The 13,996-nt window shown below is 71.4% G+C and carries 17 protein-coding genes and 2 pseudogenes; 10 read left to right on the top strand and 9 right to left on the bottom strand.

The genetic code is table 11. The features are described from left to right. Positions 1-35 precede the first annotated feature (35 nt). The gene (locus ACIQ1J_RS08570; protein ID WP_403555297.1) at positions 36-680 is read left to right on the top strand and encodes a DUF4232 domain-containing protein; all 645 of its coding nucleotides are present in this window, start codon (positions 36-38) and stop codon (positions 678-680) included. 16 nt (positions 681-696) lie between these two features. Here ACIQ1J_RS08570 and ACIQ1J_RS08565 read toward each other — a convergent pair whose 3' ends face one another. The 3 genes from ACIQ1J_RS08565 to ACIQ1J_RS08555 form a co-directional block, all read right to left on the bottom strand. Next, the gene (locus tag ACIQ1J_RS08565) at positions 697-1,665 is read right to left on the bottom strand and encodes an aldo/keto reductase (RefSeq protein ID WP_403555295.1); all 969 of its coding nucleotides are present in this window, start codon (positions 1,663-1,665) and stop codon (positions 697-699) included. A gap of 78 nt (positions 1,666-1,743) precedes the next feature. Next, positions 1,744-2,304, bottom strand: a complete 561-nt coding sequence (locus ACIQ1J_RS08560) for a flavoprotein (protein ID WP_403555293.1) — start codon at positions 2,302-2,304, stop codon at positions 1,744-1,746. 9 nt (positions 2,305-2,313) lie between these two features. Next, a complete protein-coding gene (locus ACIQ1J_RS08555; RefSeq protein WP_403555291.1) occupies positions 2,314-2,748 on the bottom strand; it encodes a nuclear transport factor 2 family protein in 435 nt (144 codons plus the stop codon). A gap of 121 nt (positions 2,749-2,869) precedes the next feature. Between ACIQ1J_RS08555 and ACIQ1J_RS08550 the strand changes: the two genes are divergently transcribed. Further along, entirely contained in the window at positions 2,870-3,478 is a 609-nt protein-coding gene (locus ACIQ1J_RS08550) for a TetR/AcrR family transcriptional regulator (RefSeq protein ID WP_403555289.1), read from the top strand. Here ACIQ1J_RS08550 and ACIQ1J_RS08545 read toward each other — a convergent pair. Continuing rightward, positions 3,453-3,653 (bottom strand): ferredoxin, encoded by a 201-nt coding sequence (locus ACIQ1J_RS08545; RefSeq protein ID WP_403555287.1) that lies wholly within the window; start codon positions 3,651-3,653, stop codon positions 3,453-3,455. The genes ACIQ1J_RS08550 and ACIQ1J_RS08545 overlap by 26 nt on opposite strands. Positions 3,654-3,665: 12 nt before the next feature. Continuing rightward, on the bottom strand, positions 3,666-4,937 hold the full coding sequence (locus ACIQ1J_RS08540; RefSeq protein ID WP_403555285.1) for a cytochrome P450: 1,272 nt from the start codon (positions 4,935-4,937) through the stop codon (positions 3,666-3,668). A 247-nt stretch (positions 4,938-5,184) separates the two neighbouring features. On the opposite strand from ACIQ1J_RS08540, the gene ACIQ1J_RS08535 reads away from it, so the two are divergent. Beyond that, positions 5,185-5,634, top strand: a complete 450-nt coding sequence (locus tag ACIQ1J_RS08535; RefSeq protein WP_403555283.1) for a nitroreductase family deazaflavin-dependent oxidoreductase — start codon at positions 5,185-5,187, stop codon at positions 5,632-5,634. Between the two features lie 64 nt (positions 5,635-5,698). On the opposite strand, the gene ACIQ1J_RS08530 is transcribed toward ACIQ1J_RS08535, so the two are convergent. Next, positions 5,699-6,730 carry a cation diffusion facilitator family transporter gene (locus ACIQ1J_RS08530; RefSeq protein WP_374196369.1) on the bottom strand — a complete coding sequence of 344 codons (1,032 nt, stop codon included), beginning with the start codon at positions 6,728-6,730 and terminating at the stop codon, positions 5,699-5,701. Positions 6,731-6,851: 121 nt separating this feature from the next. On the opposite strand from ACIQ1J_RS08530, the gene ACIQ1J_RS08525 reads away from it, so the two are divergent. Both ACIQ1J_RS08525 and ACIQ1J_RS08520 read left to right on the top strand, forming a co-directional pair. Then, positions 6,852-7,877 carry a glutathione S-transferase family protein gene (locus ACIQ1J_RS08525; protein WP_403555281.1) on the top strand — a complete coding sequence of 342 codons (1,026 nt, stop codon included), beginning with the start codon at positions 6,852-6,854 and terminating at the stop codon, positions 7,875-7,877. Between the two features lie 51 nt (positions 7,878-7,928). Beyond that, positions 7,929-8,231 (top strand): DUF4235 domain-containing protein, encoded by a 303-nt coding sequence (locus tag ACIQ1J_RS08520; RefSeq protein ID WP_403555279.1) that lies wholly within the window; start codon positions 7,929-7,931, stop codon positions 8,229-8,231. 55 nt (positions 8,232-8,286) lie between these two features. Here the strand turns inward: ACIQ1J_RS08520 and ACIQ1J_RS08515 are convergent, their stop codons facing one another. Then, on the bottom strand, positions 8,287-8,679 hold the full coding sequence (locus ACIQ1J_RS08515) for a VOC family protein (protein WP_403555277.1): 393 nt from the start codon (positions 8,677-8,679) through the stop codon (positions 8,287-8,289). 78 nt (positions 8,680-8,757) lie between these two features. Continuing rightward, positions 8,758-9,242, bottom strand: a pseudogene (locus ACIQ1J_RS08510) (pyridoxamine 5'-phosphate oxidase family protein). 141 nt (positions 9,243-9,383) lie between these two features. Here ACIQ1J_RS08510 and ACIQ1J_RS08505 point away from each other — a divergent pair. Together ACIQ1J_RS08505 and ACIQ1J_RS08500 are read left to right on the top strand one after the other, a co-directional pair. Next, positions 9,384-10,334 carry an NADP-dependent oxidoreductase gene (locus tag ACIQ1J_RS08505; protein ID WP_403555275.1) on the top strand — a complete coding sequence of 317 codons (951 nt, stop codon included), beginning with the start codon at positions 9,384-9,386 and terminating at the stop codon, positions 10,332-10,334. A 139-nt stretch (positions 10,335-10,473) separates the two neighbouring features. Further along, positions 10,474-10,860 carry an anti-sigma factor antagonist gene (locus ACIQ1J_RS08500; protein ID WP_403555272.1) on the top strand — a complete coding sequence of 129 codons (387 nt, stop codon included), beginning with the start codon at positions 10,474-10,476 and terminating at the stop codon, positions 10,858-10,860. Here the strand turns inward: ACIQ1J_RS08500 and ACIQ1J_RS08495 are convergent. Beyond that, positions 10,826-11,779 carry a ribose-phosphate diphosphokinase gene (locus tag ACIQ1J_RS08495; protein WP_403555270.1) on the bottom strand — a complete coding sequence of 318 codons (954 nt, stop codon included), beginning with the start codon at positions 11,777-11,779 and terminating at the stop codon, positions 10,826-10,828. The genes ACIQ1J_RS08500 and ACIQ1J_RS08495 overlap by 35 nt on opposite strands. 161 nt (positions 11,780-11,940) lie before the next feature. Between ACIQ1J_RS08495 and ACIQ1J_RS08490 the strand changes: the two are divergent. From ACIQ1J_RS08490 to ACIQ1J_RS08480, 3 genes and pseudogenes are all read left to right on the top strand, one after another. Continuing rightward, positions 11,941-12,533 (top strand): annotated as a pseudogene (locus tag ACIQ1J_RS08490) (GTP-binding protein); the annotation flags it as partial. 72 nt (positions 12,534-12,605) lie between these two features. Beyond that, positions 12,606-13,268 (top strand): DUF4230 domain-containing protein, encoded by a 663-nt coding sequence (locus tag ACIQ1J_RS08485; protein WP_403555268.1) that lies wholly within the window; start codon positions 12,606-12,608, stop codon positions 13,266-13,268. Between the two features lie 111 nt (positions 13,269-13,379). Continuing rightward, entirely contained in the window at positions 13,380-13,922 is a 543-nt protein-coding gene (locus tag ACIQ1J_RS08480; protein ID WP_403555266.1) for a VanZ family protein, read from the top strand. Positions 13,923-13,996: the final 74 nt, after the last annotated feature.

Below are 13,996 nucleotides of genomic sequence, written 5' to 3'. Positions count from 1 at the left end.
TCCGTGCGCGAGACCGACGGGAGTGTGGAGAAGCGATGGCGAACATGTCCCAGCCCGTACAGCGCACCGCCCTGCTGGCGAGCGCGGTCGCGCTCCTCGCCCTGGTGAGCGCCTGCGGCAGCGAGAGCAGCACGTCGAGCGCCCCACAACCCACCGAGGCCCCGCGCACCACCGGTCCGGACACCGGTGCGTCCACCACACCCGCGGTCACCACCGCGCCCAGCGACACCGCCGGATCGGCCTCCGCCTCCGCCCGCACCGACGGCCGCTGCCACACCTCCGAGCTGCGCGCCGCCGTCGGCCGCGTCGACCCCGGCGCCGGACAGCGGAACTTCCCGATCGTGCTGACCAACACCTCCGACCGCACCTGCGCCCTGTACGGGTATCCCGGCGCCGCCTTCGTCGACGCGTCCGGCAAGCAGCTGGGCCCGGACCCCGAGCGCGCGCCCTCTTCCCCCCGGACGGTCACGCTGACCGCGGGGAAGAGCGCGTGGGCCGGGCTGTCGTTCTCCAGCCCGCAGATCAGCGGCGCCCGCACCGCCACCCCGGCGGCGCTGCTCGTCACCCCGCCGGACGAGCGGGACCCGATCAAGGTCGAGTGGAAGGCCGGCGAGGTCCCGGTGGGCGGGGACGAGTCGTCGGTGTCCGTCACCGCCCTGGAGCCCGGGGCGGGCCCCTGACACGTCGGGCCGGGTATCAGTGACCGGCGATCGGGTGCGGCGCGTAGGGCCGCTCCAGCTCCTCGATCTCCTTCTCACTGAGCGTCAGTTCGACCGCCGCCACGGCGTCCTCAAGGTGCCCCGGCTTCGACGCGCCGATGATCGGCGCGGTCACCGTGTCCTGGTGCAGCAGCCACGCGAGAGCCACCTGGGCGCGCGGCACGCCGCGGTCACCGGCGATGCGTGTGACCGCCTCGACCACGGCACGGTCGCCCTCCTGGTAGAGCGTGCTGCCGAAGTCGTCGGTGGTGCTGCGCCCGGTGGCGGTGTCCCAGTCCCGGGTGAGCCGGCCGCGGGCGAGCGGGCTCCAGGGCAGCACGCCGACGCCCTGGTCCGCGCAGAGGGGCAGCATCTCGCGCTCCTCCTCGCGGTAGACGAGGTTGTAGTGGTTCTGCATGGACACGAACTTCGTCCAGCCGTGGCGCTCGGCGGTGTACTGGGCCTTGGAGAACTGCCAGGCGTACATCGAACTGGCGCCGATGTAGCGGACCTTGCCCGCCTTCACCAGGTCGTGCAGGGCCTCCATCGTCTCCTCGACCGGCGTGTGCGGGTCGAAGCGGTGGATCTGGTAGAGGTCGACGTAGTCGGTGCCCAGGCGCTTCAGGCTGTGGTCGATCTCGGTCATGACCGCCTTGCGGGACAGTCCGGCGCCGTTGGGCCCGGGCCGCATCCGGCCGTTCACCTTTGTCGCGAGCACGATGTCGTCGCGGCGGGCGAAGTCGCGCAGCGCCTTGCCGACGATCTCCTCGCTGGTGCCGTCGGAGTAGACGTTGGCCGTGTCGAAGAAGGTGATGCCGGCTTCCAGAGCCTGCCGGATCAGCGGACGCGAGGCCTCCTCGTCGAGGGTCCACTCGTGCGTGCCGCGGCCGGGATCGCCGTAGGTCATGCAGCCCAGGCAGATCCGCGACACGTCCAGGCCCGTCGAACCGAGCTTCACGTACTGCATCGTTGCTGCTCCTGTCTTCGGGATCATCAGTACCAGGGGCGAGCGTACGTCTTCGCGCGGGCTCGAAGCCGGGGCGGGTCAGCGCTGTTCGAGCAGGTCGAGCGCCCGCTCCCAGGCGAACTCCGGTCGACCGCCGTCCTGACCCGTCGCACCGGCGTACGGGTCGCCGAAGCGTACGCCCATCCCGCGCAGCCGGGTCAGGCTCTCCCGGTACGCGGGGTGGGAGGCCAGCGCGTCGGCCACGCACGGCAGGACGGCGACGGGGACGCCCAGGCCGCAGGCCTCGCACAGGGTGGCGACGGCGAGGGTGTCGGCCAGGCCGGCGGCCCATTTGTTGACCGTGTTGAAGGTGGCCGGCGCTACCACGACGGCGTCCGGCGCCGGGAAGGGCCGCGGATCGCCGGGGCGGCGCCAGGCCGAGCGGATGGGGCGGCCGGTCTGCGCCTCGACGGCGGCGGTGTCGAAGAAGCCGTCCATGGCGACCGGGGTCGCGAAGACGCCGACCTCCCAGTCGCGCTCCTGCGCGGCGGTGATCAGCTTGCTGACGCCAAAGGCCACGCCCGCGGCGCAGACGACGACATAGAGAAAGGGCTTCGCCTGCTTCTCGGATTCCTCGGCGTTCCGGGCCTGTTCGCTCACCCGGAAACCCTACTGAACGGGCCGCGGGCCGTGGATGCGGCGGTCCGACTCCGTGATGGCCACGTCATTGATGCTCGCCTCCCGCCGGGTCATCAGGCCGTGCTCGTCGAACTCCCAGAGTTCGTTGCCGTGGGAGCGCCACCACTGGCCGTCGGCGTCGCGGGACTCGTACCGGAAGCGGACGGCGATGCGGTTGCCGTCGAAGGCCCAGAGGTCCTTGCGCAGCGCGTACCCGAGTTCGCGCGCCCACTTGGCGGTCAGGAAATCGACGATGGCGGCACGTCCGGTGAGAAAAGTGTCGCGGTTGCGCCAGACCGAGTCATCGGAGTAGGCGAGCGCGACCCTGTGCGGGCCGCGGGTGTTCCATGCGTCCTCGGCGGCCCGTACCTTGCGGGCGGCGGTTTCCCGGGTGAAGGGCGGCAGGGGCGGGCGGTCGGTGGTCATGGCCGAACCTCCGTGCGGAGAAGGGAGAACGATCGTTCTCTGTGCGCTGGCTGCTACCGTATGAGAACGCTCGTTCTCTGGTCAAGGGACGATCGAGGCACACGTCGGGGAAGAGGTCTCCATGGACAGCGAGGTCGCCCGGGAACGGGCCCTGGACGCGGCGGAGCGGCTCTTCTACGGGCGGGGCGTCCAGGCCGTCGGCATGGACGACGTCCGCGGCGACTCCGGTGTCTCGCTCAAACGCCTGTACCAGCTGTTCCCGGCCAAGGAGCAGCTCGTGGTGGCCTACCTGGAGCGGCGCGACGTGCGCTGGCGGGAACGGCTTGCGGAACACGTCGACCGGTACGAGCAACCCGGCGCCCGGATCCTGGCCGTCTTCGACTGGCTCGGACAGTGGTTCGCCGAACCGGACTTCCGCGGCTGCGCGTGGATCAACGCGTACGGCGAGCTGGGTGCCACCTCTGCCCCGGTGGCGGACCGGGTGCGGGCGCACAAGGGAGCTTTCCGGGAGTTCCTCGACGGCCTGGCGGCCGGCGCGGGACTGCCCGCCGCGATGGGCGGGCAGCTGTTCCTGCTGGCCGAGGGCGCCATGGTGACGGCGGGCGTCACGGGCGGCACGGAACCGGCCCGGGCGGCACGTGAGGCGGCGCGGGTACTGCTGGGAGCCGCGAGGGCGGACACCCCGGCGGCGGACGCCGGCGGTGTCAGTCCACCGTCTGCGACACGGTGACGGCTCCGACGGGGCAGGCCCGGGCCGCCTCGCGTACCAGTGCGCTGCCGCCGCCGTCCTCCCGGCCCGGCAGGACCGTGCTGTGGCCGTCGTCGTCCTGGGTGAACACGTCGGGTGCGGTCAGCGCGCACTGGCCCGCGCCGATGCAGGTGTCCTTGTCGATGCCGATGTGCATACCGGGAGCCTCCTACCAGGCCACGGGGAGTTCCAGCATCCCCTGGATCGTGTCCCCGGGTTTGAAGGGGATCTCCTCCGCGGGGGCGGCCAGGCGCAGCGAGGGAAGCCTCTCGAAGAGCGTGTGCAGGGCGATCTCCAGCTCCGCGCGGGCCAGGTTCTGGCCGAGGCACTGGTGGATGCCGAACCCGAAGGCGACGTGGTGGCGGGCCGGGCGGTGCCAGTCGAGGGCGTCCGGGTCGGGGTAGACGGTCTCGTCGCGGTTGATGACGGAGGTCGAGAAGACGACTCCGTCGCCGGCCCGGATGGTCTGCCCGTCCACCTCGATGTCCTCGGTGGCCAGCCGCAGGAGCCCGTCCGCGATGGACAGGACGCGCATCAGTTCCTCGACCGCGCCGGGCAGCAGGGCAGGGTCCTCGCGCAGCTCGGCCAGGCGGCGGGGGTTGCCCAGCAGGGTGTAGGTGCCGAGCGAGATCATGTTGGCGGTCGTCTCGTGGCCCGCGACCAACAGGATGACCGCCAGCGCGACCAACTGCTCGCGGTCGACGGCGCCCTCGCTCAGCTGATGCCGCACCAGGTCGTCCAGCAGCCCCTCGCCGGGCGTCCTGCTCTTGCGGTCGATCAACTCGCCCAGATACACCCCCAGTCGGTCTCGGGCGTCCTGGGTGTCTGCGGGCCGGGGCCCGCGCAGCAGCCGACGGGACTGCTCCTCGAAGAAGTCGTGGTCGGCGTAGGGGACGCCGAGCAGCGCGCAGATCACCATCGAGGGGACGGGCAGCGCGAAGTCCGTCACCAGTTCGGCGGGCGGGCCCTGCGCGGTCATCGCGTCGAGCCGTTCGTCCACGATCCGCTGGATCCGCGGGCGCAGGGCGGTGGCGCGCTTGAGGGTGAACTCGGGGAGGACCATCCTGCGCTGGGTGCGGTGTTCCGGGTCGTCGACACCGAGCAGAGCGGTCCTGCGGTCGCGTACGGCGGCGAGGCGCGCCGAGGTGGCGGGGAAGCCGTCGCGGGTGCGGTCGGTGGACAGCCGCTGGTCGGCCAGCAGCCTGCGGGCGGCGGCGTGTCCGGTCACCAGCCAGGCCGGACGGCCGTCGAAGAGGGTGACCCGGGCCAGCGGGCGGGTGGCGCGCAGCGGGTCGTAGGCGGCGGGAGGGCGGGAGGGACAGGTCCGGTCCCGCGGGAAGGCGACGGGTTCCCTCGCGCCCCCGCCCGGCGTGGCCGTGTCCGGCGCTGTGTGCGTGTCCGGCGCTGTGTGCGTGTCCGGCGGTGTGTGCGTGTCCGTCATGAAAGACCTCGCAGACGAAGAGTGCGTCGTGCCGATCTTCATTAGATGCCCCAGGCACCTATACGGCGACGTCAAGTTCGGCCAGATCGGTGGCGGGAGCAGACTGGCGGGATCCGCCCGATCCGGGCGCGTATTCGCGCGGCTGTTGGAGATCGGCGGGCAGGACGGGGTACGGATGGATCCTGCACGGGTCGGTGGTGCACCACGGTGCCGGCCGGCCGTACGACACGATGATGGGACGGAAGCCATGCCTCTTGAGGGCGAGTACGAACCCAGCCCGACGCAGTGGGTGCGCGAACAGGTGGAGCTCTACGAGAGCTCGGGCGGCACGAAGGGCACGACCCTGATGGATACGGGAATGCCCGTCATCGTGCTGACCACGCAGGGCGCGCGGAGCGGCAAACTCCGCAAGACCCCGCTGATGCGCGTCGAGCACGAGGGCCGTTACGCCGTGGTCGCCTCCCTGGGCGGAGCGCCCAAGCACCCGGTCTGGTACCACAACGTGAAGGCCGATCCCCATGTGGAACTCCAGGACGGCCCGGTGAAGCGGGACATGACGGCCCGTGAGGTCTCCGGCGCGGAGAAGGCCGAGTGGTGGGAGCGTGCCGTCGCGGCGTATCCGCCGTACGCCGACTACCAGAAGAAGACGGACCGGGAGATTCCGGTCTTCGTCCTGGAAGCGGCCGACGGGAGCTGAACCCGGCGCAAGGAAGTTTCCCGGATCCGGGTGCATGGACCGACGCCGGCCGGGAACACGTCGTTCAGGCCCCGCCGCGTTCCCCCGTCGCGGCGGGGCTTTCGGCTGCCTCCTGCGCGGGCCGGTCGGTGACGTCGAGGAAGATCTGCCTCGCCTCGGGGACGGTGCGCGCGATCGACCTCTTGATGCGTACGGCGACCTCCTCCACCCGCTCGCTGTCGAGGCCCGGGACCAGGTCGATGCGAGCGGCCACCAGGGTGGAGTCGAGGCCCGTCTTCATGGTGAACAGCGCCTCGACACTGTCGATCTCCGGCTGCGCCCGCAGCAGCGACCGGATCCGGCCGCTGGCCTCCGGGTCGGCGGCCTCACCGATCAGCTGGTCGCGGGCCTCGCGACCCAGCCGGTAGGCCACGAACACGAGCAGCGCGCCGATCGCGAGCGAGGCGCAGGCCTCCCACACCACTTGCCCGGTCGCCATGTGCAGGACCATGCCGGTCATGGCCAGGGTCACGCCGAGCACCGCGGTGCCGTCCTCGGCGACGACCGTGCGCAGGGCCGGGTCACGCAGCCCGGTGGCGATTCCGCCCTGACCCCGCACCTGGTGCAGGGCACGCAGCAGGGAGCCGCCCTCGGCGAGCAGGGCGACACCGAGCACGATCAGTCCGGCCACGTAGCCGCTCAGCTCCTCCTGGCCGCCCGTGCGCAGGGCCTCGATGCCCTGGAAGAAGGAGAAGCAGCCGCCCATGACGAAGATGCCGACGGCCGCCAGGAGCGACCAGAAGAATCGTTCCTTGCCGTAGCCGAAGGGGTGGCGCCGGTCGGCGGGGCGGCGGCTGCGGCGCAGGGCGGCGAGGAGGAAGACCTCGTTCATGCTGTCCGCCACCGAGTGCGCCGCCTCCGACAGCAGCGCGGGCGATCCCGCGATGAAGCCGCCCACCGCCTTGGCGACGGCGATCACCAGGTTGGCCGCCAGGGCCACCAGCACGGTGACGCGCGTCCTGCGGTCGGCCTTCTCGTCGGCCGCACGGTCGGGGCCGCGGTCGGCGTCGTTGTCGGTCTTCCGGTCCTGCTTCTCTTCCGAGGCTGTCCCATACACGAGGGGCCGAATGCCCCCGTCCGACACGGCTCACACCCCCTTGCGGGTGGCCCATCAGTGCCGACGGCCGAAAACGGGGAACGCGTCCACCAGGGCACACGAACGACTGGAAGGCAGACCCATGAGCGGTGACGACGGGACGCCCGGCAACAGCGGCTACGGCAGGAAGGCGTTCAAGCGGTCCAAGAGCCACTTCGCGGACCGGATCACCGCGGACGGCCGGGACGGGTGGCCGGTGGCGTCCGGCCGGTACCGGCTGGTGGTGAGCCGTGCCTGTCCGTGGGCGAGCCGCGCCCTTGTCTCGCGGCGGCTGCTCGGTCTGGAGGATGCCCTGTCCCTCGCGATCACCGACCCCATCCAGGACGACCGCAGCTGGCGGTTCACCCTGGACCCGGACGACCGCGACCCGGTCCTCGGCATCCGCTACCTCAGCGAGGCCTACGACCGGCGCGAGACGGGCTACCCGGGCGGGGTGAGCGTGCCGGCGGTCGTGGACGTACCCAGCGGGAAGCTGGTAACCAACGACTACCAGCAGATCACCCTGGACCTCGCGACCGAGTGGACGTCCCTGCACCGGCCGGGCGCGCCCGACCTGTACCCCGTCGCCCTGCGCGACGAGATCGACGAGGTGATGGCGGGCGTCTACGAGGACGTCAACAACGGTGTGTACCGGGCGGGCTTCGCGACGGGCCAGGAGGAGTACGAGGCCGCGTGCGCGGGCGTGTTCCGGCGCCTGGAGCAGCTGACGCCCCGGCTGGAGCGGCAACGCTATCTGGTCGGCGACACGATCACCGAGGCGGACATCCGGCTCTTCACGACCCTGGTCCGCTTCGACGCCGTCTACCACGGCCACTTCAAGTGCAACCGCTGGAAGCTGACGGAGAACCCGGTGCTGTGGGGGTACGTCCGTGATCTGTTCCAGACGCCCGGCTTCGGCGACACCGTCGACTTCGACCACATCAAACGCCACTACTACCAGGTGCACACCGGCATCAACCCGACCGCTGTCGTGCCCCTGGGCCCGGACCTGTCCGGCTGGCTCACGCCCCATCACCGGCAGCAACTGGGCGGCCGGCCGTTCGGCGACGGCACACCGCCGGGGCCGGTCCCGGCCGACGAGACGGTTCCGGTGCGGGGCAGGCCCTGACCGTACGACCGATCCCGCCACCATCAACTCACCGAGCACAAGGAGATCCACGTGGCCAAGAAGAAGAAGCAGAAGCTCCCCCTCGCCTACAAGCCCGTCGGCTTCGCGCTGGGCTGGGTGGGCGGCACGCTGGCCGGGCTGGCGTTCCAGAAGACGTGGAAGGTGATCCGGCACGAGGACGACGCGCCCGACGCGCTGGACCCGGACCGCGCCTGGGGGGAGATCCTGCTCGCCGCCGCGATCCAGGGCGCCATCTTCGCCGCGGTGCGCAGCGCCGTGGACCGGACGGGGGCCAAGGCCATCGAACGCTCGACCGGTGTCTGGCCGGCCGGCGGGAAGGGCGGACGCGACTGACCGTACGGGGCCCCGCCCCCCTCCCCCGTCACCGACGGCACCCGGCAGGCGGTCGCTAGCCCTGCTTGGGTGCCGTCTGCGCGGTGCGGCGCAGGGTGAAGGAGTGACCCGCCGGGTCCGAGTAGCCGCGCTCCTCGTGCACCCCGAGTGCGTCCTTCGCCTCCACCGGACGCCCACCGAGTGCGACGACACCGCGTTCCGCCTCGTCCAGGTCGTCCACCCAGAAGTCCAGATGGGCCTGGAGGGAGTTCTCGGGGCGGGGCCAGCTCGGCGGGGTGGCGTTGACGTCCCGCCGGAACGCCATACGGAAGCCGTCGGCCGACCTGATCTCGATCCGGTTGGCGGTCGCGTCGGTCTCCTCGGCTCCCAGCAGCCCCTTGTAGAACTCGGCGAGCTTCTCGGGCTCGGCGCAGTCGAGCACCACGACGCCCGCGTTGACCAGTGCCATGTCTCCTCCGAAGGATTACGGGCGTGGGGCGTTCGTGCCCCGCGCCCCGTACCTTGCGGATATCCCGGCCCGGCCGATTCAGTCGGCCGGCAGCCATTGGCCGTCGCGCATCAGTTCGCGCCCCTCGATCTCGTTGGCCTCGCGCCATGCCTGGATCCGCTGCGGGTGGATACGGAAGTACAGGTACGGCGTGGCGAGCGCGCGCGGGTCGAAGCCGGTCTTGACGGCGAACAACTCGGCGTCTTGTTCGGGCAGTTCGACGGCTCCACGGTCTCGACGACGCCCTCGACCAGCACCACGTCACGGGTCGGCCCGATGCCGACGCGCGCCCGCCCGCTCGCCGCCGGGTTCCGGCCGGTGGGACTGGCGGCGGGGGTGGAGAACAGCAGGTGGGAGCCGTTCCAGAGGAAGGACGGCGGCACCGGGTACGGCACGCCGGACGCGCCGTCGGCCGTGGCCACCCAGGCGTCCCCGTCGTGTTCCAGGCAGTGCAGGGTGTCGTGCTTGCGCTGTTCGGCGCTGCGGGCGGGTGACCGTGAGTCGACCCGTCGCGATCGCGTCAACTCGCAGAGCCGTCAGGGAGCTTGCCGGTCGGGAAGCGCAAAGATCCATCCCACGGTCCTGCGGAAGTGAGGATTCCGTCACGCTCCGCGGATGAACGCACTGTTTCCCCGACGTGGCGGAGCGAGGCAAGCTGGGCGACCATGAGCGACGTGAACACCATGCGAGCCATCAGCCAGGACGTCCTCGGCGGTCCCGAGGTCCTGAGGGAAGTACGGTCCGAGCGCCCCGAGCCACGCCCGAACGAGGTACTGGTACGGGTGCGTGCCGCCGGAGTGAACCCCACCGACTGGAAGCACCGGGCGAACGGCGGCTTCCTCGGTGAACCGCCCTTCGTGCTGGGCTGGGACGTCTCGGGCGTCGTGGAGGCGGTGGGAATCGGCGTCGCCGCCTTCCGGCCCGGCGACGAGGTCTTCGGGATGCTGTCCTACCCGTTCGGCCACGGCTCCCACGCGGAGTACGTCACCGCGCCCGCGCGCGCCTTCACGCACAAGCCGGCCGGGATCGACCACGTCCAGGCGGGCGCGCTCCCCCTGGTCTCGCTGACGGCGTGGCAGGCGCTGGTGGAACGGGCGGACGTACAGCCGGGACAGCGGGTGCTGATCCACGCGGCGGCCGGCGGCGTCGGCCACGTGGCGGTGCAGATCGCCAAGGCCCTCGGCGCCCACGTGATCGGCACCGCCAGCGCGGGCAAGCACGATTTCCTGCGCTCCCTCGGGACGGACGAGACGGTGGACTACCGGGAGACCGACTTCGCCGAGGCCGTGAAGGACGTCGACGTCGTCCTGGACACGATCGGCGGAGACACGTCCCTGCGGTCGCTGCGCGTACTGCGCCCGGGCGGGGTGGTGGTCTCCATCCTGCCGGTCGGGTCGGACGAGTTCTACGAGGAGGCGGAGCGGCTGGGCGTGCGTGCGGTGCGGATGCTCGTGGACGCCGACCGGGCCGACATGCGGGAGATCGCCCGCCTGGTCGAGTCGGGGGAGCTGCGGGCCACGATCGCGCGGACGTTCCCGCTGGCGGAGGCGGCGGAGGCACACGCGCTCGGCGAGACCGGCCGCACCACGGGCAAGCTGGTCCTCGTGGTCGACTGACCGACCGGGTGTGAGATTTCGATGACATATGTCAATCGAACATGCTCAAACTCGCTCGATCGGGGTAACTTCTTGAGCGGAGCAGGCAGTAGAACGTGGGTAGTTCGAGCCCCCGGAACAGGCTGGAGGCAAGGTCGTCGTGCGGCAGCAGTCCCCGTCGCCCACCCGGCATCTGCGTGTGCGCCGCGACCGGGGGCACACGGTGCTGGAGTTCCGGGGCGAGATCGACATCGCGTCGGCCGAGGAGATCGCCCCGCGTCTGGACCGCGAGACGGAACGCCCCGACGCCCTCGTCGTGCTCGACCTCAGCGGGATCGAGTTTTTCGACTGCTCCGGACTGCGGCTGCTGTACCGGGCCCGTAGCCAGGTGCTCGACCGGGGCGGGCAGGTGCACCTGGTGTGCGCCCACCCGCTGACCCTGCGCATGCTGCGGATCACCGGCCTGGCGCGACTGATGCCGCCGCGGGCGACCCTGGAGGAGGTGCTCGGCGTCAGCCGGCCGGCGGGGCGTCGAACAGGGCGCTGACCGACTCGCCGTTGTGGATGCGGCGCACGGCCTCGGCGAGCGCGGGCGCGATGGAGAGGATCCGCAGTTTCTCCGTGTGGTCGTCGGCCGGCACCGGCACGGTGTTGGTGCACACGATCTCCAGCACGTCCGGCTGCTCGCTGAGCCGCCCCAGCGCACCGGCCGCGAACAGCCCGTGCGTGCAGGCGATCCGGATCGTGCGCGGCCCCGCCTCCCGCAGCCGGTCGAGAAGCTCCAGCACGGTGCTGCCCTTGGCGATCTCGTCGTCGAGCACGATGACGTCCCGGCCGGCGACGTCCCCGATCACGGCGCTGATACTGACCCGGTCGTCGGCGTACCGCTGCTTGGCACCGGCCGCGACCCGGGCGTCGAGCATCCGGGCGAACGCCGCCGCCTCCTTGGCGTTGCCCAGGTCAGGTGAGACGACCGTGGTGCGGGAAAGGTCGTACTGCCGGAAGTGCGCGGCCAGTTCGCGCAGCGCGTGCAGGTGGTCGACCGGCACCGAGAAGAACCCGTGCACCTGCGGCGAGTGCAGGGTCATGGCCAGGACCCGGCTCGCGCCCGCCGCCACCAGCAGGTCCGCCGCCAGACGCCCGCCCAGCGAGATGCGGGGCGCGTCCTTCTTGTCGGAGCGGGCGTAGGAGTAGTGGGGCATGACCACGGTGATGCGGCCGGCCGACGCCCCGCGGGCCGCGTCACACATCAGCAGCAGTTCGACAAGATGTTCCTGGACCGGCTTGACCAGCGGCTGGACCAGGAAGACGTCCCGCTCGCGGCAGTTGGCCTGGAGTTGCACCTCCAGACAGTCGTTGGCGAACCGGCTGACCCGGGTGGGGCTCAGGGGGACGCCCAGGTGTGCGCAGACCTCCTCGGCCAGCTCGGGATGGGCACTACCGCTGAACACGGCGATGTCTCGCACGGACCGCTCCTAGCATGATCCTGACCGGCCGGGGGACCTCAGCTTACGGATATCCGGTTGCGCCGGGCCCGGGGGGGGCGGCGCCATGATGACGCCGTCCGTGTTCGCCCCTCATCAGGTCAGGGTCCCCCGCATGCGCCGACTCCTCGACATCACCCAGTGAGCGCCCGGCGGGCACCGGCGAGGCCGCGGAAGAGATGCCGTGGCTCGACCGCACCCGGTACTGGGCGACGATCGGGCTGCGCGTCGAGCCGGGGCCGCGCGGCTCGGGCGCGGTGTTCGGCTACGAGACGGATCTCGGCGCGCTCCCGCGCGCATTCCACCAGGCCGTCGAGGAGACGGTCCACGCCACGCTGCTGACCGGTCTGACCGGCGCCGCGTCACGGACTACCGGGTCACACTGACCCGCTCCGGATTCAACTCGCCGGTCAGCACCGCGGCGGATTTCCGCGGGCTGACACCGATCGTGCTGCGCCGTGCCCTGCGGCAGGCGGGGACGCTGCTGTACGAGCCGTACCACGCCTTCGAGGCGGAGGTTCCGCCGGACGCGCTGGCGCCGGTGACGGCCCGGCTCGCCTCGCTGGGCGCGGACTTCACCGGTACGACGGGCGGCGACCCCGCCTGGCTGATCACCGGCGAGCTGCCGGCCCGGCGGGTGCGGGAGGCCGAGCTGCGGCTGCCGGGTCTCACGCACGGGGAGGCGGTGTGGTCGTCCCGGCCCTCGGAGGACCGTCCGCTCAGGCCCGCGCACTGAACCGTCCGCCAACTGCTCTGCCTGGCAGGGGAGATGGAGGGCATCAGGACAGTAGGAAGGAGGGCCGTCGCCATGACGTCTCCCATCAGGAAGCCCCCCCGGCGCATGCCCGGCTGGGCGAAGGTGCTGTGCGCGGTCGTGCTGGTCCTCGTCGTGCTGTTCGCGGGGCTCCGGCTGAGCGTCGTACCGGGGCTGAAGGATCTCTTCGGCACCGAGACCCAGGACCGCTCGGGCCCCGCGCTCCTGGAGTCCGTCCAGGACATCAGCCGTTACGAGGCCGCCTCCGGCAACTTCCAGGTCGTCGTGGACCTGGAGAAGGACGCCAAGCTCCTGCCCGACGCGATCCGCGGCACCCGCACCCTGTACGTCGGGGCGGGCACCGTCGACGCCTTCGTCGACCTCGGCAAGGTGGACGAGGACGACGTCGAGGTCAACGGCGACCGCACGTCGGCCACTCTCCGGCTGCCGCAGGCGGCGCTCGGCGAGCCGGCCCTCGACCCCGAGCGCTCCTACGCCGTGTCCAAGCAGCGGGGGCTCCTCGACCGCCTCGGCGACCTGTTCTCGGACAACCCGAACGGCGAGCAGGCAGTGCAGAAGCTCGCGGCCCGGCACATCGGCGACGCGGCGAAGGACAGTGAGCTGAAGGCGCGCGCCGAGAGCAACACCACGGCGATGCTCCGGGGACTGCTGCACTCCCTCGGCTTCGAGGAGGTGCGGGTGTCCTACGGGCCCTGAGCGGCCCGCCAAGGGGGGCGGGACCGGCCGGTTCCGGTTTCGCCCGGCATCCTCGACGGTTCGGCGGGTGACCGCCGCACCACGCGGGGACGTTGACGACTGGAGGACCGAATGACTCGTGCCGCCTCATCAGGGCCGCGCTCCCTACTTCACTCCCGCGCCACCAAGGACGAGGACGCCGACCGGCGCGAACGGCGCCCGCTGGCCCTTCCGTTGCGCGTTCTGGCGATGGTCTGCGCGTTCGCCTTCATGGTGGCGTTCGCGGTGGTGCTGGCGCGGCTGACCCTGCACCCCTCCCCCGCGTCGGAGGCGCTGACGCACACCAACATGCATCCCGGCCGCTCGCTGAAGGCCTATCTGGACCAGCCCGCGCTGCGGGACGCCGTCAAGCAGGTCGGCGGCAACATCCTGCTGGGCGTCCCGTTCGGCGTACTGGTCCCGGTCGTCGCCCCGCGCACGCGCGGGCCGCTGCGGGTGCTGCTGCTGACGGCCGTCGTGATGCTGCTGGTGGAATTCGCGCAGGGTGCCCTGGTCACGGGGCGCGCCTTCGACATCGACGACGTCATCCTCAACACCTCGGGAGCGCTGATCGGTTACCTGCTCCTCGGCCGCCGGATGAGCCGTGCGGTGCACGCGCGCCGGCGCCGTACCTGAGAGAACGGCAGGTGGTCCGTACCAAGGTATTGACCACCTCTTAATTCACTACTTGAATCAAGAGGCGACACCCT

The organism is Streptomyces sp. NPDC097107, from assembly GCF_044762405.1.
Classification (GTDB): Bacteria; Actinomycetota; Actinomycetes; order Streptomycetales; family Streptomycetaceae; genus Streptomyces; species Streptomyces thinghirensis.
Note: the sequence above shows the minus strand (reverse complement) of the source record. Positions and strands in the feature narration are given on the sequence as shown.